At 44.1% G+C, this 21,963-nt stretch carries 18 protein-coding genes; 11 read left to right on the forward strand and 7 right to left on the reverse strand.

From position 1 onward, the window contains the following. Positions 1–156: 156 nt before the first annotated feature. The 11 genes from CBE68_RS13840 (at position 157) to CBE68_RS13890 (ending at position 12,789) form a co-directional block, all read left to right on the forward strand. Positions 157–1,629 (forward strand): MBOAT family O-acyltransferase, encoded by a 1,473-nt coding sequence (locus CBE68_RS13840; RefSeq protein WP_087506700.1) that lies wholly within the window; start codon positions 157–159, stop codon positions 1,627–1,629. Between the two features lie 2 nt (positions 1,630–1,631). Further along, on the forward strand, positions 1,632–2,798 hold the full coding sequence (locus tag CBE68_RS13845; protein ID WP_087506701.1) for a hypothetical protein: 1,167 nt from the start codon (positions 1,632–1,634) through the stop codon (positions 2,796–2,798). A gap of 103 nt (positions 2,799–2,901) precedes the next feature. Next, entirely contained in the window at positions 2,902–4,011 is a 1,110-nt protein-coding gene (locus CBE68_RS13850; protein WP_087506702.1) for a hypothetical protein, read from the forward strand. Further along, a complete protein-coding gene (locus CBE68_RS13855; RefSeq protein ID WP_087506703.1) occupies positions 4,008–4,892 on the forward strand; it encodes a glycosyltransferase in 885 nt (294 codons plus the stop codon). Before CBE68_RS13850 ends, CBE68_RS13855 begins: the two co-directional genes overlap by 4 nt. 13 nt (positions 4,893–4,905) lie before the next feature. Continuing rightward, entirely contained in the window at positions 4,906–6,039 is a 1,134-nt protein-coding gene (locus CBE68_RS13860; RefSeq protein ID WP_087506704.1) for an AGE family epimerase/isomerase, read from the forward strand. Positions 6,040–6,142: 103 nt separating this feature from the next. Next, positions 6,143–6,997 (forward strand): sulfotransferase family protein, encoded by an 855-nt coding sequence (locus CBE68_RS13865; RefSeq protein WP_087506705.1) that lies wholly within the window; start codon positions 6,143–6,145, stop codon positions 6,995–6,997. 219 nt (positions 6,998–7,216) lie between these two features. Beyond that, positions 7,217–8,656 carry an oligosaccharide flippase family protein gene (locus CBE68_RS13870; RefSeq protein WP_087506706.1) on the forward strand — a complete coding sequence of 480 codons (1,440 nt, stop codon included), beginning with the start codon at positions 7,217–7,219 and terminating at the stop codon, positions 8,654–8,656. A gap of 67 nt (positions 8,657–8,723) precedes the next feature. Continuing rightward, on the forward strand, positions 8,724–9,644 hold the full coding sequence (locus CBE68_RS13875) for a sulfotransferase family protein (protein WP_087506707.1): 921 nt from the start codon (positions 8,724–8,726) through the stop codon (positions 9,642–9,644). 13 nt (positions 9,645–9,657) lie between these two features. Then, positions 9,658–10,545, forward strand: coding sequence for a DUF5672 family protein (locus CBE68_RS13880; protein WP_087506708.1), 888 nt, complete (start codon positions 9,658–9,660; stop codon positions 10,543–10,545). Positions 10,546–10,602: 57 nt separating this feature from the next. After that, a complete protein-coding gene (locus tag CBE68_RS13885) occupies positions 10,603–11,802 on the forward strand; it encodes a polysaccharide pyruvyl transferase family protein (protein ID WP_087506709.1) in 1,200 nt (399 codons plus the stop codon). A gap of 9 nt (positions 11,803–11,811) precedes the next feature. Next, entirely contained in the window at positions 11,812–12,789 is a 978-nt protein-coding gene (locus tag CBE68_RS13890) for a glycosyltransferase family protein (protein WP_087506710.1), read from the forward strand. Between the two features lie 68 nt (positions 12,790–12,857). Here the strand turns inward: CBE68_RS13890 and CBE68_RS13895 are convergent, their stop codons facing one another. The 7 genes from CBE68_RS13895 to CBE68_RS13925 form a co-directional block, all read right to left on the reverse strand. Next, a complete protein-coding gene (locus CBE68_RS13895) occupies positions 12,858–14,339 on the reverse strand; it encodes an oligosaccharide flippase family protein (RefSeq protein WP_087506711.1) in 1,482 nt (493 codons plus the stop codon). A gap of 62 nt (positions 14,340–14,401) precedes the next feature. Continuing rightward, positions 14,402–15,805, reverse strand: coding sequence for an O-antigen ligase family protein (locus CBE68_RS13900; RefSeq protein ID WP_087506712.1), 1,404 nt, complete (start codon positions 15,803–15,805; stop codon positions 14,402–14,404). Continuing rightward, entirely contained in the window at positions 15,799–16,926 is a 1,128-nt protein-coding gene (locus CBE68_RS13905) for a glycosyltransferase (RefSeq protein WP_087506713.1), read from the reverse strand. Before CBE68_RS13905 ends, CBE68_RS13900 begins: the two co-directional genes overlap by 7 nt. Further along, positions 16,927–17,958 carry an acyltransferase family protein gene (locus CBE68_RS13910; RefSeq protein ID WP_087506714.1) on the reverse strand — a complete coding sequence of 344 codons (1,032 nt, stop codon included), beginning with the start codon at positions 17,956–17,958 and terminating at the stop codon, positions 16,927–16,929. Between the two features lie 6 nt (positions 17,959–17,964). Further along, positions 17,965–19,863, reverse strand: a complete 1,899-nt coding sequence (asnB, locus tag CBE68_RS13915) for an asparagine synthase (glutamine-hydrolyzing) (RefSeq protein WP_087506715.1) — start codon at positions 19,861–19,863, stop codon at positions 17,965–17,967. Positions 19,864–19,873: 10 nt separating this feature from the next. Continuing rightward, positions 19,874–20,953, reverse strand: a complete 1,080-nt coding sequence (locus CBE68_RS13920) for a FemAB family XrtA/PEP-CTERM system-associated protein (RefSeq protein WP_087506716.1) — start codon at positions 20,951–20,953, stop codon at positions 19,874–19,876. Continuing rightward, on the reverse strand, positions 20,950–21,963 hold the full coding sequence (locus tag CBE68_RS13925) for a polysaccharide deacetylase family protein (RefSeq protein ID WP_087506717.1): 1,014 nt from the start codon (positions 21,961–21,963) through the stop codon (positions 20,950–20,952). Before CBE68_RS13925 ends, CBE68_RS13920 begins: the two co-directional genes overlap by 4 nt.

A 21,963-nucleotide genomic window follows, 5' to 3' on the forward strand; every position in this document is an offset into this window, starting at 1 on the left:
TATCCGGAAGACGTATGCTCAATCGTTAAAAAATTGTAATCGCCATCGAAACGGTGTTAGTTTGGCGAAGGATTAGTGGCAGTTGTTATTGGCCATTGGTGACTTGGAAGCACAATCAAAACATGAGTTAACCAGAAGTTTCAGGGATGATTATCGATGTTGTTTAACTCCTACGAGTTCATTTTCTTTTTCTTGCCCTTGTGTTTGACGCTGTTTTTTATCGTTGGTCGTCACAACGCTAAATGGGCCATTAGCTTGCTTGTCATTGCTTCGCTTGGTTTTTATGGCTGGTGGAAGGCGAGCTATTTAGTGCTGATTATCGGTTCGATGATCGGTAACTTCACCATCGGTAGATTGATTGAAAATGCGCTAATGCAATCTCAGCGTCGAGCGAAATGGGTATTGGCTTTTGGAGTTTCAGCAAACCTAGCGCTACTGGGCTATTACAAGTACTTTAACTTCTTTTTAGACCAACTTACTGCCGTTTCTGGCTATGACTTCCAAGTGGGCAAGATCGTCTTGCCATTGGCGATTTCATTTTTCACCTTTCAGCAGATCGCCTACTTGGTCGATACCTATCGAAAGGAAATTGAAGAACACAGTTTTTTGCAGTACTGCTTATTTGTCACCTTCTTCCCGCAATTGATTGCAGGTCCGATTGTTCATCACAAAGAAATGCTGCCCCAGTTCGCTAAAGCAGAAACTTTCCGTTTTAACAGTTTTCATGTGTCCGTTGGGGTCACTCTATTTAGCGTTGGCTTGTTTAAAAAAGTGGTATTAGCTGACGGAGTAGCCGTTTACGCGACGCCGATTTTTGCCGCAGCTGACTCTGGCCAGTCGCTCAGCGGCTTTGAGGCATGGACGGGCACATTGGCTTACACCCTACAGTTGTACTTTGATTTTTCGGGATACTCCGACATGGCTTTGGGGTTGGCTCGACTGTTTGGTATTCGGTTACCTGAAAACTTTAATTCACCTTATAAGGCCACCAATATTGTCGACTTTTGGCGTCGTTGGCATATGACCCTTAGCCGATTCTTGAGAGATTATCTGTATATCGCTTTAGGGGGAAACCGCAAAGGTCCTGTGCGGCGTTACGGCAACTTGATGGCTACCATGGTACTAGGGGGCTTATGGCATGGTGCGGGTTGGAATTTTGTCATTTGGGGCTTTTTGCATGGCAGTTATCTTTGCGTCAATCATGCGTGGAGTAGTTTTCGTAACAGCCTGATACAAAGCCCGGTGGGGCGAATTGAGCGTGCTTTCTATTGGGGGCTTACCCTATTAGCGGTGATGATCTCATGGGTCTTTTTCCGTGCAGTTACGCTGGATGGCGCCTTGGATATATTAACGGCAATGACTCATGTGCAGAGCTGGTTTTCATACCAACAATCTTTGGTTGAAGCAAAAGCCGCAGTTCTATGGTGTAGCGTATTAATTGTTATTGCCTTAGTCGCGCCAAACTCTCTGCAAATCATGAAGTTTGTTGAACAAGAGCTTGCAGTATCTGATGAGAAAGGAAGGTTGAGCAGGTCTCTGCCGTGGGTTTCAATAGCATCTGGACTTGCGGCTGTTGTTGCAGTTGGAAAAATCGGTCAGTTGTCTGAGTTTTTGTATTTCAATTTTTAGAGGTGGATAAGCTGGTGTTTTCAAGGGCTCGTCATTATCTGCTTTGTTTTTTGATTTCGGCAATAACTGGCTTGGTTTGTTTGGGAGGGTGGAACTTTTTTGTTGACCCCAATTTCCTATTCCATTACAGCGAAGTATCCAGCCAAAACAAGGGGTTTGAGCGAGATTTCAAACCTTGGCATTTGCGGGCGAAAAAACCAGAAGTCGTAGTGATTGGTAACTCGAGACCATTGTTTAGTTTTGATGTTGATTTATTGCCCAATACAAATGCTTATAATTTTGCAATTGCTGGAGCGACAACTAGAGAACTTTTAGCAAATTTCAGGCACGCGGTTTACGCCGGCTCCGTTAAACAGGTTTACATGAACCTCGATAATGTATGTTCAAACATTGCTGTGCCACCCAACTTTCACTTGTCTTCGGATCTTTACACAAATGTTCGAGCTCACTTCCATCGTGCGTCAAGACTATTGCAAACACAAAATCTAACCGATTTTCTTATGGGTAAGCCCTTGCTTGATGACAAATTATATGACTTGCAAGGTCGCCGAACTCGATTTGACTCCAATCGTACTCCGCGTGAGTCATTTCTCTTTCGAGAAAACAATAAAATCAGGAATGGATTGAAAGCTCGTAGTTCATCACACTGCAATACTTCGGCGGTTAAAGAAATTCTTCGGCTAGCTCATCAATCTGGGATTCGCCTTTCAATCTTCACCAACCCGATCCATATGCGCTACATAGAAATTGATCATATGTTTGGACGTTCGGAAAAAATTCTCGACACGAGAAAGAGAATACTTGTATCTGTCAATGAGCAAGTAGCAAAAGAAAGCGGAGAAGCTCCTTTCCCGATTTATGATTTTTTACTTGTTAATGAAGTTACTACAGAAGAAATAAGGTTTTCAGATTATCCTCCATCTAATTATTGGTTCGAATCGTCTCATTACAGGAAAGCGATTGGAGACATGATGGTTTTATTCATGTTGTCACCGGAGAAGTCCTTGGGAGTAGATGGATTTGCAAAAGTTATATCTTCGTCGAATATCGATCAGCACATTTCAGAGCAGGTAAGTCTGTTCAATCAGTGGCGAGACAACTCTCCTACCGTAATCAACGAACTCTCAAAGAGAGCAAAAGCGATTGAGGGAGTTAACAAACTTGATTAAGTTAAAGTTTGTCTAAATTACCAGTATTTCTGGGAAGCGTATCGACTAAGGGAACAGTGTGTACATTAGGGCAGCGTATCTGAATTTATGGATTATCAGCGTAATGCTAGGCTTTGCTGGAGTTGCTGTGGTTAACTGGTGGGTCGATCCTTTGTCGATGTTTCCACCTAAGCCTGTCCTAGAAACAGTGGCCGGATACGAGAGGGAAACGAAGCCATGGCATGTAATTGAAAGCCAACCTAGTACTATTTTGCTCGGTAATTCTCGGAATTATCATTCATTGTGGATTGGTCAGCATCAGCCTGATAGTTACAATTTTTCGGTGCCAGGCGCTACGATCAATGAGTTGTTGAGGGCATTTGAACATGCGCTTTATCACGCTCCAATCAAACATGTTTTGGTAGCAGCTGACTATATATGTGATCGAGAGAATGACGGAAACCTAAACTACTATAGCGCCACTCCAACTGAATACGCATTGAGTCGAGTGCGTCGGCTAGGATATTTGATTTCTCTAAATACTCTAAAGAAATCTCTCCGAGTTATAGTTCGCTCCAAACCATTCCGTGTGTTGATGCAAGAAGATGGAAGCCGAGCATTTTTCCCATATGAGAATCTTGGTGCAACGCAATTGCAGCGAGTTGAAAAGAGAGAAAGCATTAGAATCAATCGAGGTCTCAGGCAACAAAAACGAATGGATGATACGCGACAGTGCCGAACAGAATCCCTCCGTCGAATTATGGTGTTAGCTCATCAGAACAATGTGAAGTTAAGCTTCTTCATTAACCCTCAGCAGGTTAGATATGTCTGGTTGTCTTCCCATTTTGGGAGGAAGCTGTATGGTCAGCAAAGCAAAGCTACGCTGGTTTCTTTGAATCAAGAAGTAGCTGATGAGTTTGCTGCCGACGCGCCTAGTATCTTTGACTTTCAAGTATTCGATAAACACACGATCGAACCGTTCTCGGCAGAGAGTATGTATTGGTGGGAATCATCGCACTATAAACCGCTACTTGGGGATTTAATGCTCAATACGATGTTTTCATCGAGCCCTTCTGAGTTTGTATTCGGTGTGCTATTAAATGAAACGAATATCAATGGTGAACTTCAAAAGCAAGCTGCATATTATCAGCACTGGCAAAGCTCGAACCCCGAAGTGGTTGGTGCGCTTAAAGCTAAAGTGAAGCTCGCCTCTAGGCAAGGAGCCGCTCTTTGAGTTACCCAAAAATTTCAATCATCATCCCAGTTTTTAACGACCTATCAGCTATTCAAGAAACTCTGGGACAGCTAAAAAAACAATCAATTGATAGCAGCTTATTTGAAATAGTTGTTGTTGATAATGGTTCGACAGATGGTTCGTTAGAGTGGCTCGCACAGCAACCCGAAATCACCCTCATTAAAGAGCATGAGAACCAAGGGAGTCCCTATTCGTGCCGCAATCGGGGTATTGAAGCAAGTGCCGGCGATTATATTGCACTGCTAGATTCCACCTGTATTCCTGCAGAAGATTGGGTCTCATCAGGCTTAGATTATCTCGATGAGCATCCAAATTGTGATTTGTTTGGTGGTCAAGTGTTATTCAATTTCGAGGATAAAGTGACTGCGGGCAAGGTTTACGATTCCGTAACCAACGTGCAAATGGAAAGTGCTATCAAACAAAGGCGTTCGGCCAAAACTGCAAACCTGTGGGTGCGTCGTTCAGTGTTTAGCACAGTCGGAATGTTTGAAGAAAGGGTCCGCTCAGGTGAAGACATGCGATGGACAGGCTACTGCTCAGAGCAGGGCTTGCAACTGGATTACTGCGAAACCTGTACAGTGTTCAAGTATGCCCGCTCAACTAGCGAATTGTTGACCAAGCAAGTGAGAGTCGGTAAAGGTCAAGTGCGCCTGTGGCAAGAGCAGGACAATTTGAAGCCGATGATGAAACAAGCGCTAAAAAAGGTATTTCCTGCGCGAAGGGAAAACGTACGCAAGTTGGCGGCAAAAAGTAAGCAAGTTGATTGCAAAGGGTTCCTGTACTTTAGGTTCTACTGGGTTGCTTACTTAAGCGGTATGGCAACATTACTAGGAAACTTGATCGGCTGGCTTAAGCGATAATAAGGAAAATTTGGTGTTGGATTCGATAGTAATATCATTAGCGGATAAAGCGCTTCAACAATTGGAGCATCAAGGCTTCATCAAAGGCGGACACAACGGCCCATATTTTGATCCAGAAACACCGGTCCGGAATACTGCTCATTGGGCAACCACATTTGCCATTCTTTTAAAACGAACTGGAGATGAAAAGTATCGTCAGGCGGTGGCCGCTTGTATCAACTACTTGAAATCGCAAGCCGCGCGCCCTATGAATTCTGCTTTCCATTGTCGGACTAGCGTAAGAAAAGACTTTTCGAATGGCACAATTGGCCAAGCTTGGGCCATCGAAGGATTGGTGTCCGGTTACCAAGTATTGGGTGACGAATCATGTTTGCAGTTGGCTGAAGAGACCTTTTTGCTCCACGTGTTTGATGAGCGCATGAAAATTTGGAAAATTCGAAATGTCGATGGCAGTTTACGTGACTTCGATATGACCTTTAACCACCAACTATGGCTTGCCGCAGCAGGATACGTTTTGTTATCTGTTCGCGAAAACGAGACAATTCGACGACAGTGTGATGCTTTTATGGGCGATTTGCCGCTGAGATTGCGGGTATACCGCAATGGCTTAATCAAGCATGATCTCATCAATACCCCAACAGCAGTTAAGAAGCTGAAGTCCAAAGTTGATGCGGTGATGCAGGCATATCGGCTCAAGAAAGCTGGCAAGACCAAACAGTACAAAGAAAACGGTTATCATCTGTTTAATGTTTATGCGTTCGCATTGATTAAAGAGTACGGTGGCAATGATGATTTCTTGGGTTTACCGGCTTTTGAACAGGCGCTGGCATATTGTGTCACTGATGAGTTGTTAGGTTGGCAAGAAGAAGCCAACCGAGCAATGGATTATAACAATATGAAGGGCGTCACCCATGATGAGATTAATATCTATGGTTATGGCTACAATGCGCCTGGGTTTGAGCTGCCATACATTGCCAAAGTGTTTGGTAACCTGTTGCCTTCGCTAGAAGCTACCGCAGCAACAGCGATTAACAAGCAGCTCGAATATACCTACAACCAAAAGATAGACTCTTTTGCTAACAACACTGAGGATGCCAACACGTTGAATGCTCGAATATATGAGTACGTTCGGAGTTGGCGATCTTAACCAGTCGTTCAAGACTTTCAGCATATAAAAACAACGAAACAAGAACGGCATAACTGACGCAACGTCAGAATCAAATTTTGAACATGCCATTGGAGCGGAGCTTATGTTACCGAACGTGATCGTGATCGGTGCTATGAAGTGTGGTACTTCGAGTTTGCATCGATATCTGGATGCACACCCGAACATCGCAATGACGAAGAAAAAGGAAATCGATTTTTTTATCGATAGAAAAAACTGGACTAAAGGACAGGCATGGTACGAAGCTCAATTTGATGAACTCCTCAGCCAAGATAGCAAGATCGAAATCGTTGGAGAAAGTTCGCCGAACTACACGATGTTTCCAACGTTTGAAGGGGTTCCACAGCGAATGGCAGCTATGGTGCCAGACGCGAAGCTGATTTATGTCGTGCGAGATCCGATTGAGCGAATTAAATCGCACTATCAGCACCAATGGTACGATGGCCGCAAAAGCCAAACTCTTGAACAAGTGCTGCAAACACCGGAACGAAAGCATTACATTTCAACCAGCCGATACTACCAACAAATTGAACAGTTTTTGTCTTATTACAAACCGAATCAGCTACTTGTTCTAACGGTTGAGCAATTGAAAAGTGACCGCGATGCCACGATGCAACGGGTGTTTGAGTTTCTTGGAGTTGATTCGACAATATCGGTAGCCAATTTAGCGGCGGAGTTCCATAGAACGTCCGACAAGGTTCGGGTTTCCGGGCCTTTATCTTTCTTGCAGTCGAAATCGGCTACTGGCGCAAAGTTCAGGCAAACCGTTCGGGCGATTGTTCCGAAGATTTGGATAAAAAAGATGGGGCAATTATTGACTAAAAAGCCCGACGTCGAGCTCTCTCATGAAACCTTAACTGCGCTAAAGGAAGACTTGGCAGAGGATGCGTCAAAACTGAGGGAATTCTCCGGTTTGTCATTAGATACTTGGTCCGTTTAAACACAAACAGCAATGGGGAATAACTTCTATGCTAGGACGCTTGAGATGGAAAGCTAGGCGAATGATGCTCGAGTATGGAGATCTGTTCCCATATCGGCGTTACATGACTAAGCACCAGTGCATCTTCATTCACATTCCGAATCCTGTAGCAATATTGGGGCGCAGGGATCATTGTACAAATGGAGCTAACATTTATTTGCAAGCGCCAATGGCAGTTTTATGTCGCTAAAAAGAAAGTCAGCAGCAGCCGTTATATGGAATGTTATTACTAACGGTTTCAGTCAGTTGTTCTCGTTTTTAGTATTTATATTGCTTGCACGTCTAATGACCGTGGAAGAGTTTGGCTTGGTTGGCTTTGCTTTTCTCGTCGTCGAGTTCGTGTCTATTTTTCTGTCAATTGGGGTAAATCAAAACCTTATTCGTCGAGCGGAGTGGGAAGATAGTTTTGCTTCTAGCTCACATTGCATATTATTGTTGATTGCTATAGCTATATCTTTATTTCTTGTCATCGTCGTTTCGCCACTTTTCTACTATTTATACTCCGAAACATCCGCCTACCTTATTGCGTCACTTGCGGTAATTCCGATTTTAGAATCTTTGAGAACATCGCATCTTGCGAAAATGCAACGAGAGTTTCATAACCGACAACTAGCAATTATAAGCCTTAGTTCTACCACTTTTGGTGGGTCTGTATCTGTTGTGTTGGCTTTTATGGGTTTTGGTGCTTGGTCTTTGGTAATAGGAAGGATATCGCAAAGTGTTTTTTCTGCTGTAATCACAAGTTTAATTTCTGATTTTAAAGCTAACTACCAAATAAAAACTGAACATGTCGAAGAAATAAGAAGTTTTGGTACTCCTTTATTTATGATGGCTATGCTCACATTTTTTTCAGGAAAAACCATTAATCTCGTAGTTGGCGCTTTTTACGGAGCAAGTGCTTTTGCGCTATTATCTATGGCGAAAAAAGGGATTCAGATATTTATTGATCTCTCATTTAAACCTATTAACAAAATTCTAGTTGCGACCCTTGCTAGAGTTGAAGATAGTGAGAGGGTTGACGCATTTTATCGAACTGTATCGATAGCTGCTTTTGCTATTGTCCCAGCTTATCTGGGGTTGGGGGCTGTAGCAGAACCATTTATTATGTTCTTTGTGGGAGAGAAATGGCAATCGAGTATTCTGTTAATGACTATTTGTTGTCTAGGTGGCCCCGCAGCTGTTATGGGGTATTTCTTACCTAACCTAATGGTCGCCTCAGGAGTCCCTAAAGTGGCTTTGAAGCTAAAAATAACAACATTGTCTTTTGCGCTTTTAGCTCCTGTACTCACAATACCATATGGTATTGTGGCGATGATGTCCGCTACGGTTGTATCGACCTATATCAGCTTGCCAATTAGATTTTATTTTGCTGCTAAACATACGAATGTATCATTGAAAACTACTTTTATTAAAACATTGCCTTTTTCATTGTCGTCTCTGCTAATGTTTGCTGCGGTTAAGTTAATGTATCATACCAATGTAGTTTCAGAACTAAACTTGATAATACAGTTGTTTCTAGGGGTGTTTGTTGGGGGGGCGACTTACATTGCTTTGATGTTTATTTTTTGTCGTGCTGTTCTCTATCGCATGATTAATGAAATTAGAAGCATAAAAGGTTGAGGTGTCTGGGTTTGGTTAGACATAAATATTTTTATTTATTTCAATAATTATTATTTGGGAAATTGATATGAGAACTGCTGATTTTTTCATCATTGGAGCGGCCAAATCTGGAACGACCTCGCTTCAGTCATACTTAAAGCAACATCATCAAATCGCTTTCTCAAAGAACAAGGAGCCAAATTATTATGCTTATGCTGGGCAGCAGCTTCCTGAAAATGGTCCTGTATCGAGTTCAAAGCTATTCAAGTTGAGATATTCCAATTGCGTGACCAGTTCTAGCGCTTATGAGATGCAGTTTTCACATGTAACAAACGAATTGGCCGTGGGCGATGCATCGGTTCGATACTTGTATTATCCCCGCGCAGCGAAACACATTGCCACTGATGTGCCGAACGCCAAACTTATAGCTGTGTTGCGTGAGCCTGTTAGTCGGCTTTACTCTCATTACTGCATGAACAAACAATTTAACCTAGAACCTTTAGAACTTCGCGATGCAATCGATGCTGAGCAACAAAGAATCGATAAGCAGTGGGGCTGGGACTGGCATTACACCAACATTGGCAAGTATGCACAGCAGCTAAAGGTGTATCTCAAATTGTTTCCTGCTGAACAGATAAAAATAGTTTTATATGATGACTTTGTTGCACAGCCAGCATCAGTGATGCGAGACATTTACCAGTTCTTGGATGTGGATGATACGTTCGTAGCGGATACTAGTAAGAGAGGTAAGGTTCCGTATTGGCCCGCTAACCACACTCTGGATCGGTGGTTAACTGGTCGTTCTGCGGTTAGATTGTTTCTTAACCGACGCTCTCTGCGGTGGGCGGCGCATCCCGTGATTAATTTATTAAACGAATGGAACCATCGCCCAGTACCCAAATTAACCAATGACGATAAAAATCAATTGAGTCGCTTTTTTAAAGAAAGCAATCAAGAGCTCGAGGAGCTTCTTGGGCGCGCGTTGCCGTGGCTCCAACATAAGTCTTAGCAGGATAATCATAATGTTGCTCTCAAAATTTCTTGGTACTCAGCAAAGTTCGGCAAAAAGACTACGATCGTCATTATTGAAAAAGGGTATTCGTGCTGAACAAATAAAAGTCGAACATCTATATGATTTTTATCAAGATCTAAAGCCATTTAGGGATAAAGCGGATTTCAGTATCGTTGATACTTTTGGCCTTCAACTTTTGGAAACAAAGCCAGTTGAGGATGGATTAGTAGGTGTGATCGTTGAGACAAGACCGTTAGACTCACTGATCTTTGTTGTTGAGCAGGTTATCGAACGCCTCGATATACCTGTACAACTATTTCATGGTTCAGAAAACATTGAATTCATACTTGATTCAAAGCTAAAACGCCATATTGATGAAGGTCGCCTTTATTTGGCGCCGTTGCAAACTGCAGCATTGCGAGCGCCAGCTTACAACGCATTATTCTTGTCTAATACCTTTTGGGACAAGGTAATTGGACGAGAAAAGCTATTAGTTTTCCAGACCGATGCGCTGCTCTGCTCTGCCTCACCGTATTCTGTCAATGATTTTCTGGTGTTTGACTATATTGGTTCAAAGTGGGATCGAAATAGACCAATCAAACTCATTGCTGATGGAGGCAATGGTGGCTTTAGCCTTCGAAGTTGGTCAAAGACGAAAGAGAGTCTCGAACGGTTTGAACCGAGCCGATGGCCCGGCGGCGAAGATGGTTATTTCGCTTTCCATATTGATTTAATTGGCGGAAACGTGGCTACCATGGGCGATGCAGAAAAGTTTTCAACTCAAATTGAATTTAATCAAAATAGTTTTGGAGCACATAAAGTAACCGACTTATCTAATAAAGATTTAAAACGGTTTGTAGAGTATTGCCCTGACTCTAAACGCTTGTTCAATATTTGATTTTTTCTTAAACGTATATTCATCCTCTACTATCGCATTTAACTGAGCGGTTTTAACATGAAAAACACATCAGCGCCTATTGTTTATTTCTTGAGTGCAAGTGACCGATTAAATTATGGAGACCTTCTCTTTCCTTTAGTTTTTAAAGAAGTTTTATTGAAGAGAAATTCGCAATCGAGCTTTGTTAATTGTGGTTTGGTTGAAAGTGACTTGTCTGATTTTGGAGCGTTGCCAACGATAAGTTATAGGCAACTAGAAAAGAAAGTTAGTGATACTGGGGGCTATATAGTAGTTGGTGGTGGCGAGGTTTTTTTCCCAGTGTGGGGGTTGTTGTATAGCTACATTAGTCCGGTGTTTAGTTACTTCTACTCTAGTTATAAAATTTTTAAGAAAATAGATGAGAAAATTGGGCTAAGCAAAAAGCTCGTATCGAAAACCCGTCAAACTTCTGCTTTTTGTGTTGATTTACCTAACTCTAAGACATTCTACAACTCCGTTGGTGGTATAGGAATCAAGAGAATTTCCAAGAATGAGTCAGAATATGCCTCTGTAAAAAACAACCTTCAAAAAGCTGAATTGGTATCCGTGCGAGATTATGCGACTGCAGAAAGCTTGAGTGAAATTAGACCTGATGTACAAACTGTACCAGACTCGGCATTAATTATGTCTGATGTCTATCCACTAGATAAGCTAGATAAGCTTATTTCAGTAGGATTCAAGAATCTCCCCGATAAATATATAGTACTTCAGCTAGGTGCCAAATTTGAACCGAATAACTTAGGTTTTTTTATTGAGAATATACGTTCTATTGCTGAAAAAATGAATTGCAAGATCGTATGTTGCCCGATAGGTTTAGCTCTTGGTCATGATGATCATAAAATATTAAAGAAGATATGTGAAATCGCTAGTGACTTTGTGTACGTTGCTCCTCAAAACCTCTTTGACATCATGTATACCATCGCATGTTCTGAAATTTATTTGGGTACAAGCCTTCATGGGTTTATTACGGCCCAAAGTTTTGGTTGCAAGTTTGTTCCACTAAATAAAAGAGTTCATAAAATGGCAAGATATGCCAAGACATGGACTGAGCATTTAGGTGTTAATGACTGCCACGATTATGAGGAAGATTGGTCGGCCGTTCATACAATCATTGATAGTTGGGATGCCGAGGCTGCAGAGAGGTTGCTGCAAGATCAAAAGTCTAAGGTCTACAACAATATAAATGCAATGATTGATGCAATGGGAAGCGACTCGTAGATTTATCTTATGGATAAGAAAATTTATATATTGCCAGACCCCAAGAAGATCACATCTAATTCGTACTATAAGACGCTTTTAAACTGTATTGCCAAAGCGGGATATGACACGGCGAATGCAAGTGATTTCTTTAATGGATCAAAGTTAAAAAGGAAAGGCGCTGTATTTGTCTTTTCTTGGCAAGAAGATGGCGTTGCTAAACCAAATGTTTATGCGGCAAGCCGCCATTTTCTATATATCTTGTGGGTTCTCATCAGGATCTGGTTCTATAAGGGAAAGCTCATCTGGATTCGCCACAACGTCAAGCCCCACAAGTTAGCTGATTCCCATTTTATTTCTAGGTTTTATTATCAGTTTCTTGTTTTAATTATGGGAATAACCGCTAAACATACTCTTTGTCACTCCAAAAAATACGCTAGCCAACATGGAATGGAGTATGTTCCACACCCCACTTATAAAAAAAATGATAAATGTGAAAACATTGATATTCCATATTTGATATATGGAAAAATTATGCGATATAAGCAGATTGATCGCGTCTTACTGCATTGGCCAATTAATAAGAGCATTTTACTGGCAGGACGATTTGAAAACTCTGAGTTGTCCAAAAGCATACGCTCTATCATCTCCGAACGCGCATTACAGGTTGAAGTGATTGATCAGTTCGTACCGGACGAACAGCTGGCGGAACTATTATCTCGCACTCGTTGTGTTATTTGCGGCAACGAGAGCTCGAGTATGATTGCTTCAGGCGTGATTGTGCACGCGCTATCGTCAGGATGTGCTGTAATCGCGCGACGCTCCCCATTTTCTGAAGAACTCGCGGAAATGGGTTTTCCAGTTTTCATGTTTGATTCTGAATCAGAATTGGCAAAACTAACTCGAGAGATAGAACTATCTAACATAAGTGACTTTGATCTCGAGTTAGAAAAAGCACTTGGTGCAGATCAAGTAGCCAAGACGATGGCTCGATTTATCGAGAGCTAAGAGTCAGTGTTTAGCCGTCAACTACTACTCTCGCATTGTCATCAATTAAATAGTTCGCTTAACAGCGACTATCGCCCTTTAATCACACTTAATTTACTCGTAACTTGAGTTAGGGTTTTCTTGACTATGTACTCAAGGTGATGCGCTTCTTTATCTGAATTAAATGACACTCTAAATGCGATATAGATGCCGATCAGATACACGGCAACAAAAGCAAAGCCAACGACAAAGAATGAGATGTAGAGATTGTCGATCTGGGCATTGATAAACTGTGCGCTACTAATTGTTGCGGCCAGTACTAACGCGAGGTTAATGACTACCTTCAGTAGTTGCTTGACGTTGATTTTGAGCATGGTTGATGACAATGTGAAAAACGCGATGACAATGCCTAGCTCCAACAAAGCTCGAGTATAAGCAAATTGAATGACCGATTGAGTTGCTAAGAAATACAAGCAAAGGAACATTGCCGCAGAGCTGATAATCTCGTAATAAAACACATATTTCACTTTGGCCAGCGCATATAGAATGGTGTTACTCATGGTCATGAATAAATGTGAGACGATGATTAACGACAGCGCGCCAAACACGTCGGCATACTCTAGCCACTGATCGCCCAGCAGCACGAAAACACACAACTCGCTGAAGAAGTATAAGAACGCGGTAATAGGCAAGCCAATGCACATTAGCACCATAAAACTGATATTGAATTGGTAATGAAGCTTGTTTTTGTCATGCTTCGAATTGGAAAACTCTGCAAGCAGTGGCTCACATGCTGGTGTGATCAATTGCGATGCGGGCATGAAAGAGATGTATTTCATGACATGGTAGGATCCCAGTTGAGCCTTGCCGAAGAATGAACTCACCAGCAGGGTATCCATTTGTGCACGGAGGTAACTAAAAATTTCTTTAGGGATCACCCAGCCGGTGTATTTGAGTTGCTCGCGAACTTTGGAAAAATCGATAGACACCGACATTGGCTTGATAATGTAAGAGCCAACGCACTTAATAAATGACGAGGTGACCTGGCCAATAATCAGTGCCCAATAGGACTGTAGTAAGTAGGCAGAAATCAGGGTGACGGAGACAGCAATGACTTTCTCAGCAACCTCTAGTTTTAGAATTGGGCCATAATTTTGTTCCTTCATAAGTAGCGTCACAGCTGGGCACTGAATAGCTGTAAACACCATGTAGAGTGAACACACCCTTAGCACATCAACCAATCGAGGGTCATCGTAGAAATCGGCAACCCAAGGGGCGCTGACGATGATGCCTATGGCAAACAGGTTGCGGACCAGCATGTTCATGGTCCAAACACCGCTAATGACGCTTTTATCCAAGTTACTGTGTTGGATTAAGTATGGCCGACCACCTGTCTCTGCCATGACCTGACAGAAGTTCAGCACAATGGTGGCAATAGCAACAATACCAAAGTCTTCCGGCACCAAAATTCGAGCCAAGATTAGCGTGCTAATCAGGCCAATTGAGCGCTTGAGAAAAGCGACCAAGATAAGCGTGAAGGATCCTTTTAGTACGGTATTTGCTCTGGACAAAAAACTGCTCCCTTAAGTCAGTATTCCTTCGTGTTGTTCTAACTAGCTAATGCGCTAGGCGATTAATAAAGCCGCGGGTCTATTTGATTACGAAATAGGTTTTTATCTTCTTGCGGTTGCTCTTTGACATCGCTTGAAGTCGTTAAATTGAGATTGTTAACCATATGATTTTTGAACACGATTAACAGCAACACAAAGAAGAACGGTTCGTAAATAATTAGATCGAGGAACATTCCGCAAACACAGTATGCTACCAGCGAGCAAGTGCAGGCTTTATTGAGATAATCGAGTAAGGGATCGGCAGCGACGTTTTTGTTATTGCACTGGAAGTAGCTTTTGAAGGATGTCCAGAGAATGAATAGAAACAGGCCTCCGACGAAAATCCCGGTGTTAGCTGTGAAGTTCAACAAGGTGTTGTGAGCAACATGTGGCGTCCCTAAGTCCAAGTCTCTAGCCGCCCATTGAAAACGTTGTGGTCCGGCGCCTAAAACTGGGTATTCAGCAATGATGCCCAATGCAGCTTGCCAAGACACTAAGCGTGGATTAAGTGGTTCATCGCGTTCCTCTTGTTGGGCGGCAGAAACCGTTGTTGCTGAGCGATTCAACATGGCACCGCCCTGATCAATCACCGCCGCTGCCAGACCGAAAATGAGTATGAACTTGAACATTCGTATTTGCCATGGCTTTATCTTTGGCAAAGATTTCATGCTGCCTTGCAGCATGAATACGGCCGCCACCGTTGATACGCCAAGGCCTAGGAATGCGCCGCGAGAGCCAAACAAGAACAGCGCATGCCACAGCAAAGGTACGGTAGCTAATATGCCGTACTTAAAGATTTTGTTGTCGACATAAAAGTAGGCAAACAAAATGAATGGCATCGCCATTACTAACAGGGTGGAAGCGCTATTGGCGTCATCGTAAGGCCCTTGGTAAGGACCCATCAAGCGGCCTTGGAAAAATTGCGCCCAGTTATAGGAGAGGTACTGGTCGTTTGCCCAATAAACGTAGTAAAGGGCTAAAAATATATAGACCCCAGCCATAACCTTGGTCGCATTATGATACTGATCTTTGTCGCTCAAAATACCTATCTGAACGACAAACATAATGACTATGGTATTGAGAGTGCCCAAGACAATATGAGAACTGGTGCCAGCGGAGTAGTTTTGATAAGGGCTCAGAATATCGGACAGGTGCATTAGCCCCCAGATCAGTACTAAAGCAATCACCTGCTTGTTTTTGTAGACATTTAAATCCATCCGCTTCTGAGCAAATGCGACGCCCCAAGCGAGAATGGAGCAAATCGCCAACAGCTTTGAAATCGGCAGATCCGGCCACTCAAAGCGCCAAATATATTTTGGTTGCATCACTGCATTGAGCGAGTAAGCGGCGGCAGGAAACCAACTATAGCGAAAAATGGAGACCGCTGAGCCAATAAGAATGGAATAAATGGCGATTAACTTTAACATGCGCGGCCGTCATCTTTGTTCAGGGTGAGATACAACTTGTTGTACTGTTCGATCATGCTGCTTGCTTGATAACGAGATGTAAACCTTGTTTTTGACGCTTGTTGAAATTGTTTAAAGATCGACTCATCAGCGAGTATTTTGTCAATCGCTGCGGCAAATTCATCGCCGCTATCATTGGTGGTAACAAAGCCGTTGACTTGATCGGCAATGATCTCTGGATTACCTCCGGCGTCAGTCACCACACAGGGTTTGCCGAGCGACATGGCCTCGAGCAAGGTCATCGATGTGCCTTCACTTAAAGATGAAAGCAAAAAGATGTCCATTAAAGCCATATAGTGACTAGGGTCTGATTGATAACCAGGCAAGATCACCCGATCTTGTAACTCCAGTTGCTCAATCCAGCCCTCAATATTCGCTCTCTCATCACCATCCCCGACAAGAAGAAAGACGGTATTTGGATGATTCGCTGTGACTTTGGCGACCGCTTCTAGCATCATTTTATGGTTCTTGATGGGGTCCATTCGAGCAACAGTACCGAGAATCTTCGTCGAGTCGGCTATGCCCAATTGCTGGCGCAGTGAATTGACTTCTTTATCGTCTACTTTTAGCCCAGCAATACCATTGTATATGGTTGTGATTCGTTGCTCAGGCAAGAACTCATATTCACCTAAGGCACTTTTCGTTGCGTTTGATATCGCAGTGACCGCATCAGTCACTATGTTCAACAGTGGGTTAACAACACGCCGTTTCCAACTGCTTGAGTCGGGGTAAAATCGGCCGTGCTCAGTAAATATCACTTTGGTTTTTAGACCGATTGCGGCGAGCACGCCATAGACCCAAGGGGTATATTGATGGCAATGGATAATGTCGATGTTGTTGGTGCGCAGGTGGTTCCGGATTGCGCTAATCAGCGCCAGATCAAAACCAGGTTGGCGCGCAACGCTTGTCAGTGCAATGCCTTTCGATTGCAGGGCTTTGCCCCAGGGGCCAATGGGTTCTTCGATACAAAAAATGGACATCTCAAACTGGTCTGGATCTGTGCCTTCAATGATGCTTTTGATGACCATTTCGGTGCCACCGATGCGCATATCGAATGTTAGATGCACAACTCGCTTTGCCATTTATACCGATACCCTTTTTTGAGAAAAGCTGTAGTTGGACCGCATATTGATAAACGGGATTTCGACCCAGCGATAGAGAAATTCTGAGATCACCAGTGTAATTGCCAATGCAATACCGTAATACACCACGAACGGTAAGTCATCGCCAACTCGGCGCATCAATGCTAGCGCTTCTGGGTGCAGCAAATACATCGAGTATGACCGAGTCGATATAAGCATTACCACGCCATAGCCTATGGGTTTGTGATGGACTTGCGTTGTCACGGCAAAGAACACCATACCGGCAAAAATCACCCCGAGTAGCAAGAAGCTTGGGTCGCTATAACTTGGTGATGGCGGAAACCAGCGAAAGACAAAACAGCTGATGTAAGCAATGACAGAGATGATTAGTAGCGGGGTTGCGTATTTTTTGGCTTTTTGCCAAAGCGTCGGATACTGAAAGTAGCACTGAGCCAATAGCACGCCAATTAGGCAGCAATCCCATCGAACATGGGTTTGCTCATAGTGGGTGTACCAACCCAAGGCCCGAAATAATGAGGGTAGCAATAGTAAGATCACTAATACTGCTGTTTGATAGTGGCGATGAAGTCGGCCTAAATAAAGTAGCAGGGGTGCGATCACCAGATAGAATTGCTCTTCGACGCATAATGACCAACTCACTGTGAAGTAGTTGAGGTGATTATAATTTTGCAGAAACACGAAGAATGGTAGCGGATTAGGCACACTATCCTTGGTCGCGTAAAGCTGTACCAAGGTAAACGACAAAACGAAAAAGTACGCAGGCAGCGTGCGCATCCAGCGTCGAGCCCAGAAGCGTTTGACATCAATGTTGCCGAATTTTTTCTGTTCAGCGAATAACTGTGAACCGATGAGCCAGCCCGACAGCATAAAGAATAGATCGACGCCAGAACCACCAAATCCCAGCGGCACTAAGTCAGGTGCTTTGCCAAAGCTACTGACGGTATGCGCGGTAAAGACCAGCATAATCGCTAGTGCTCGCAACACATCCAGATAGTAGATACGACCCAACATATTAGATTAGGCCTCGGCGGACTCTGGTTGGGCGTATTTATGCCACCACATCTGGAACATCAGCATACTCCACAGAAGAGCACCATGATCATAGCGTTCGGATTGGTGTTGGAACCAGATCTTGCGCACTTCATCCATGTCAAAGTAAGTGGCTAGACCCTGCTCCGAGCGCAAAATGTATTGCTCTGCGAGTTCCTTGATTTCTCCTCTAAACCAACTGGCCAGAGGCACTGAAAAGCCCATTTTTTTGCGGTACAAAATGTCATCAGGCAGCAAGCGCTTAAACGCATTCTTCAAAATGTGTTTCTTTTCACCGTCGTTGAATTTTTGCTCACTCGGCAGTGTTGCTGCGAATTCAATGGTCTCTGTGTCAAGAATCGGTGCCCTGACTTCCAATGAGTTGGCCATGCTCATCCGATCCACTTTGACCAAAATGCCGCCAGTCAGATAGGTCTTCATATCCGTGTAGAGGATCTTGGCTAAGTGATCGTCACCATCTGCGTGCTGATAGGCATCTGTGGTGATGGTTGACGGGTGATAGCCAGCCAGTACCGGTTGATACTGGGGCTTTAGCAGGGCATTCCACTGACGATCTTCGATTTGAGCATTGGACATATAAAAGCCCAGATCAGCATCGGCACTCAGACTTGTCAGCAATGACTTGCCTTTGCGGCACACTGTCCAACTACTGTGAGCTAATAAGCTGGCTAGTGGTGGAAAGATATTCTTGCGAATAAACTTGGGAACCGCATTTCTTAACTTGTTTTCTACCGCGTCGACCGAATACTTCTCATAGCCAGCAAACACTTCATCGCCACCATCTCCAGCGATAGCAACGGTGACTTGCTGACGAGCAAGCTCAGATACGAAGTATGTGGGGACTAATGACGGGTCGGCAAAGGGCTCATCAAAAAAGCTCACGATATGTTCTAGGTTGTCGTTAACGTTTTGATGAACGGTAAATTCGTGATGTTCGGTTGCGTATTGTTTGGCAACAATGCGGGCAAATTCCGTCTCATTGAATTTTTCTTCGTCAAAACCGATAGAGCATGTTTTGACTGGGGTGTCGCTGTTATTCGCCATAAGCGCAACAACACCGCTAGAATCGACGCCACCACTTAAGAATGCGCCCAGTGGCACGTCACTGATCATCCGCCGCTTAGTGGCAGCAGTAAGAATCTCAACTAGCTCATCGGTGAGTTGCTCCGCGCTCGCGTTGGAACGTGTTGCCATCGACAGGTCCCAATATTTTTCAATCACAATACCGTCTGCAGACACCGTCATGTAGTGAGCGGGAGGCAGTTTGTGGATGTGTTGAAAAATACTTTTCGGGTCAGGAATGTACTGATAAGCGAAGAAGTCATAAACCGCATCAAGGCGAATCTCTCGCGGGATATCTTCGAGTTCCAAAATGGCTTTTATTTCAGAACCGAAGGCGAATCGACCTTGGTCTTCGAAATAATAAAGTGGCTTTTTACCGAGTCGGTCGCGGGCAATGAACAGCTGTTGTTTTACTTTGTCCCACAAGGCGAAAGCAAACATGCCATTAAGGTGCTTTAAGCAGTCAACACCATCGCGTTGATAGAGAGCGAGGATGACTTCCGTATCACTGTGAGATTTGAACTGGTAACCCTGCTGTTGCAGTTCTTCTCGGTGCTCAAGATAGTTATAGATCTCGCCGTTGAACACAATGACCAGCTGTTCATCAGCAGAAAACATGGGTTGATTGCCGGCTTCAGATAAGTCCAAAATGGCGAGACGGCGATGCGATAAACCGACGTATTGATCGTGATATTCACCGCCAGCGTCGGGACCTCTATGACGGATGGCATTGCCCATCTGCTTGAGAGTATTGACGTCGCCTTCAATTTGATTGAACTGGGTGAATCCTGCTATTCCACACATTCCTGCGTCCCTACAGATCGATATACTTTCTGAGCCTTGGCCCTAAAGATCCTGTCATTTGCAGCGGCAGCCGTTGCCAGCTTCCAACTACCCAAGATTTAACCATACCACTAAGCTTGGAATCGGCACCAGTGTTGTTTGTGACTTGGCTATGGTCCACCGCTAGCCCTTTGTTAAAGTCTTGCCACGCTAGTGGGGTCGGTGTAGCTCCCCACTGAGTTTTGAACTTGTAGGTGCCTTCGCCATAGGTTGAACGGCCAAAATCAAACAGCTCAATGCCGTTGTCTGCACAATGAGCCAGGAGTGACCAATACAGCAACATGTTAGGAGCTAGTCGGTTGAATTCGGCTTTGGTTGACGCCCATGGTATCGATGCCATAGTGCCATTTTTGACAATTAAACCGCCCCCCACAGGGATATCATCCTTGTAGATAACGGAAAGCAGGCAGTGGCTGCCATAGTGTTTGACGATTTGCTCGAACCATTGGTAACTGTGTACCGGCGAGCCCAAAGCACGCATGTTTACTAGCATCACTTCATAGAAGTGGTTTAGCAGCGTTTCTGAGTTACCTGTTTCTGAGTGCAAGCCATTCTTTTCAGCCTTGCGGATCTGGCTCCTCAATTTTGATTTAAAGCTGGCTAGTTGAGCTTCCGCCGATTGTGCCAACGCCATTCGCATACTTACCTTTAACCCTTGGAGTTGTTCAGGCGTTGCGGGCGGCTGATTGGCGGCCGAAAGTTGGCGCAGTTGCAAGTGATCAAATCGTTGCTTTTTAGCGTGTTGCTTAGCCGCATCGAGAAGTTGCTGCACAATCGATAATTCCGTTGCTAACGGGCCGCCAAGGTCGCAGTAAGGCAATGAACAAAGTTTGTTTTTGAGCAATGGCCTGGAGAACTCAATAGTCGGCAATACGCCAACAATGTCGTTGTTTTGCTTAGCGATAAAGTAGCGAGGGGTGAAGCCATAGGCTGCTTGTACCGCTTGGCCCCAAGCATATCGGTGGTAAGGCGAGGCATCAGAATGTTGGGCAACAAAAGCGTCCCAGCTGGGTTGATCAGCCTCGTTGGCGATTGAGATAGCGATTGTCATCGGAGCAATCCTCCCTGACTACTGCGTGTTTTTAGGATGCTTGCGGCTTCTGAGACCGTACAAAAATTGACATTAGCTTTGTCGTCCAGGTAGTCCAGAACATGCTTGATTCGGTGGCAAATTGTTTTATAACCAAGATCTGCTTCCATCAGGCCAGTTTGCCCCTTCATCAGGCTGGAACTATGCAGATACATATGGAGTACAGGCTGGCCCTTGCTGAGCAGCGAATCACACAGGGTCACCATTTCTGGGCCATTACATAGTTCTGGAGTCAGATAGAGTTTACGCAGCAGATTAAGATGCCAGAGAAAGCCAATAAATCGAATCTTGGCAAAAGCAGAGTTTGATAACCGATGGTGAATTCGTTCGCACAGTTCGAAGTTACCCCGATTAAAGCCAACTGACACCGGTAGCTCAACCAAATCGCGTTGCGAGCCACATTGCAACGGGTCGTTGATATCCGGCCAATAGGCATCTGTTGGACTGGGAAAGCAAGAGAAGTAACTATTGCGATAGAACGGATAAACGCTTGAATCGACTTCGATGCCGCGCTCAATGAGCAATTCTAACACCTTGCCATCAATGCCCCAGCGGCCGGTTCGAAAAGAGCGCGGATAACTGCCAAATTCTTGCAGCAACTTTTCCATCAGCGCATCGAGTTTGTCGGCCACCAATTGTCTTGGCAAGTTCACCACATGTGATTCGAATTCGCCGGTTTCTCCAGTGTAGGGAGGATTACACCATGGGTGTAAATGGACGCCGAGTTCACTGTTACCAAGATCGAGTACTGATTTTAACGTCGACGCTGCTTCTGGGTTTGATGCAACGGCGTAATCAACGAAGTAACTCGGACGGACGCCACAGTCGCTGAGAAAACGATGAAACTGAGGCACATGTTGAATATTGCTGACCGAGCAATTTTGTTCCGGGAATGGACCTTCCCAATCCCACTCTTCTTCAGTGTCGATCGACACCACGAAAAGTACATCCTTGCGCGCTGCGGCCGTCAT

The sequence above is a fragment of the Neiella marina genome, assembly GCF_002165625.1.
GTDB lineage: Bacteria > Pseudomonadota > Gammaproteobacteria > Enterobacterales > Neiellaceae > Neiella > Neiella marina.

What these genes read in the sequence shown, in the direction of transcription:
- CBE68_RS13875 (WP_087506707.1), top strand. Translation starts at nt 8,724, where the DNA reads ATGAGAACTGCTGATTTTTTCATCATTGGAGCGGCCAAATCTGGAACG.
- CBE68_RS13885 (WP_087506709.1), top strand. Translation starts at nt 10,603, where the DNA reads ATGAAAAACACATCAGCGCCTATTGTTTATTTCTTGAGTGCAAGTGAC.
- CBE68_RS13880 (WP_087506708.1), top strand. Translation starts at nt 9,658, where the DNA reads ATGTTGCTCTCAAAATTTCTTGGTACTCAGCAAAGTTCGGCAAAAAGA.
- CBE68_RS13905 (WP_087506713.1), bottom strand. Translation starts at nt 16,926, where the DNA reads ATGGCAAAGCGAGTTGTGCATCTAACATTCGATATGCGCATCGGTGGC.
- CBE68_RS13840 (WP_087506700.1), top strand. Translation starts at nt 157, where the DNA reads ATGTTGTTTAACTCCTACGAGTTCATTTTCTTTTTCTTGCCCTTGTGT.
- CBE68_RS13870 (WP_087506706.1), top strand. Translation starts at nt 7,217, where the DNA reads ATGTCGCTAAAAAGAAAGTCAGCAGCAGCCGTTATATGGAATGTTATT.
- CBE68_RS13925 (WP_087506717.1), bottom strand. Translation starts at nt 21,963, where the DNA reads ATGACGGCCGCAGCGCGCAAGGATGTACTTTTCGTGGTGTCGATCGAC.
- CBE68_RS13900 (WP_087506712.1), bottom strand. Translation starts at nt 15,805, where the DNA reads ATGTTAAAGTTAATCGCCATTTATTCCATTCTTATTGGCTCAGCGGTC.
- asnB (WP_087506715.1), bottom strand. Translation starts at nt 19,863, where the DNA reads ATGTGTGGAATAGCAGGATTCACCCAGTTCAATCAAATTGAAGGCGAC.
- CBE68_RS13865 (WP_087506705.1), top strand. Translation starts at nt 6,143, where the DNA reads ATGTTACCGAACGTGATCGTGATCGGTGCTATGAAGTGTGGTACTTCG.
- CBE68_RS13910 (WP_087506714.1), bottom strand. Translation starts at nt 17,958, where the DNA reads ATGTTGGGTCGTATCTACTATCTGGATGTGTTGCGAGCACTAGCGATT.
- CBE68_RS13890 (WP_087506710.1), top strand. Translation starts at nt 11,812, where the DNA reads ATGGATAAGAAAATTTATATATTGCCAGACCCCAAGAAGATCACATCT.
- CBE68_RS13920 (WP_087506716.1), bottom strand. Translation starts at nt 20,953, where the DNA reads ATGACAATCGCTATCTCAATCGCCAACGAGGCTGATCAACCCAGCTGG.
- CBE68_RS13850 (WP_087506702.1), top strand. Translation starts at nt 2,902, where the DNA reads ATGCTAGGCTTTGCTGGAGTTGCTGTGGTTAACTGGTGGGTCGATCCT.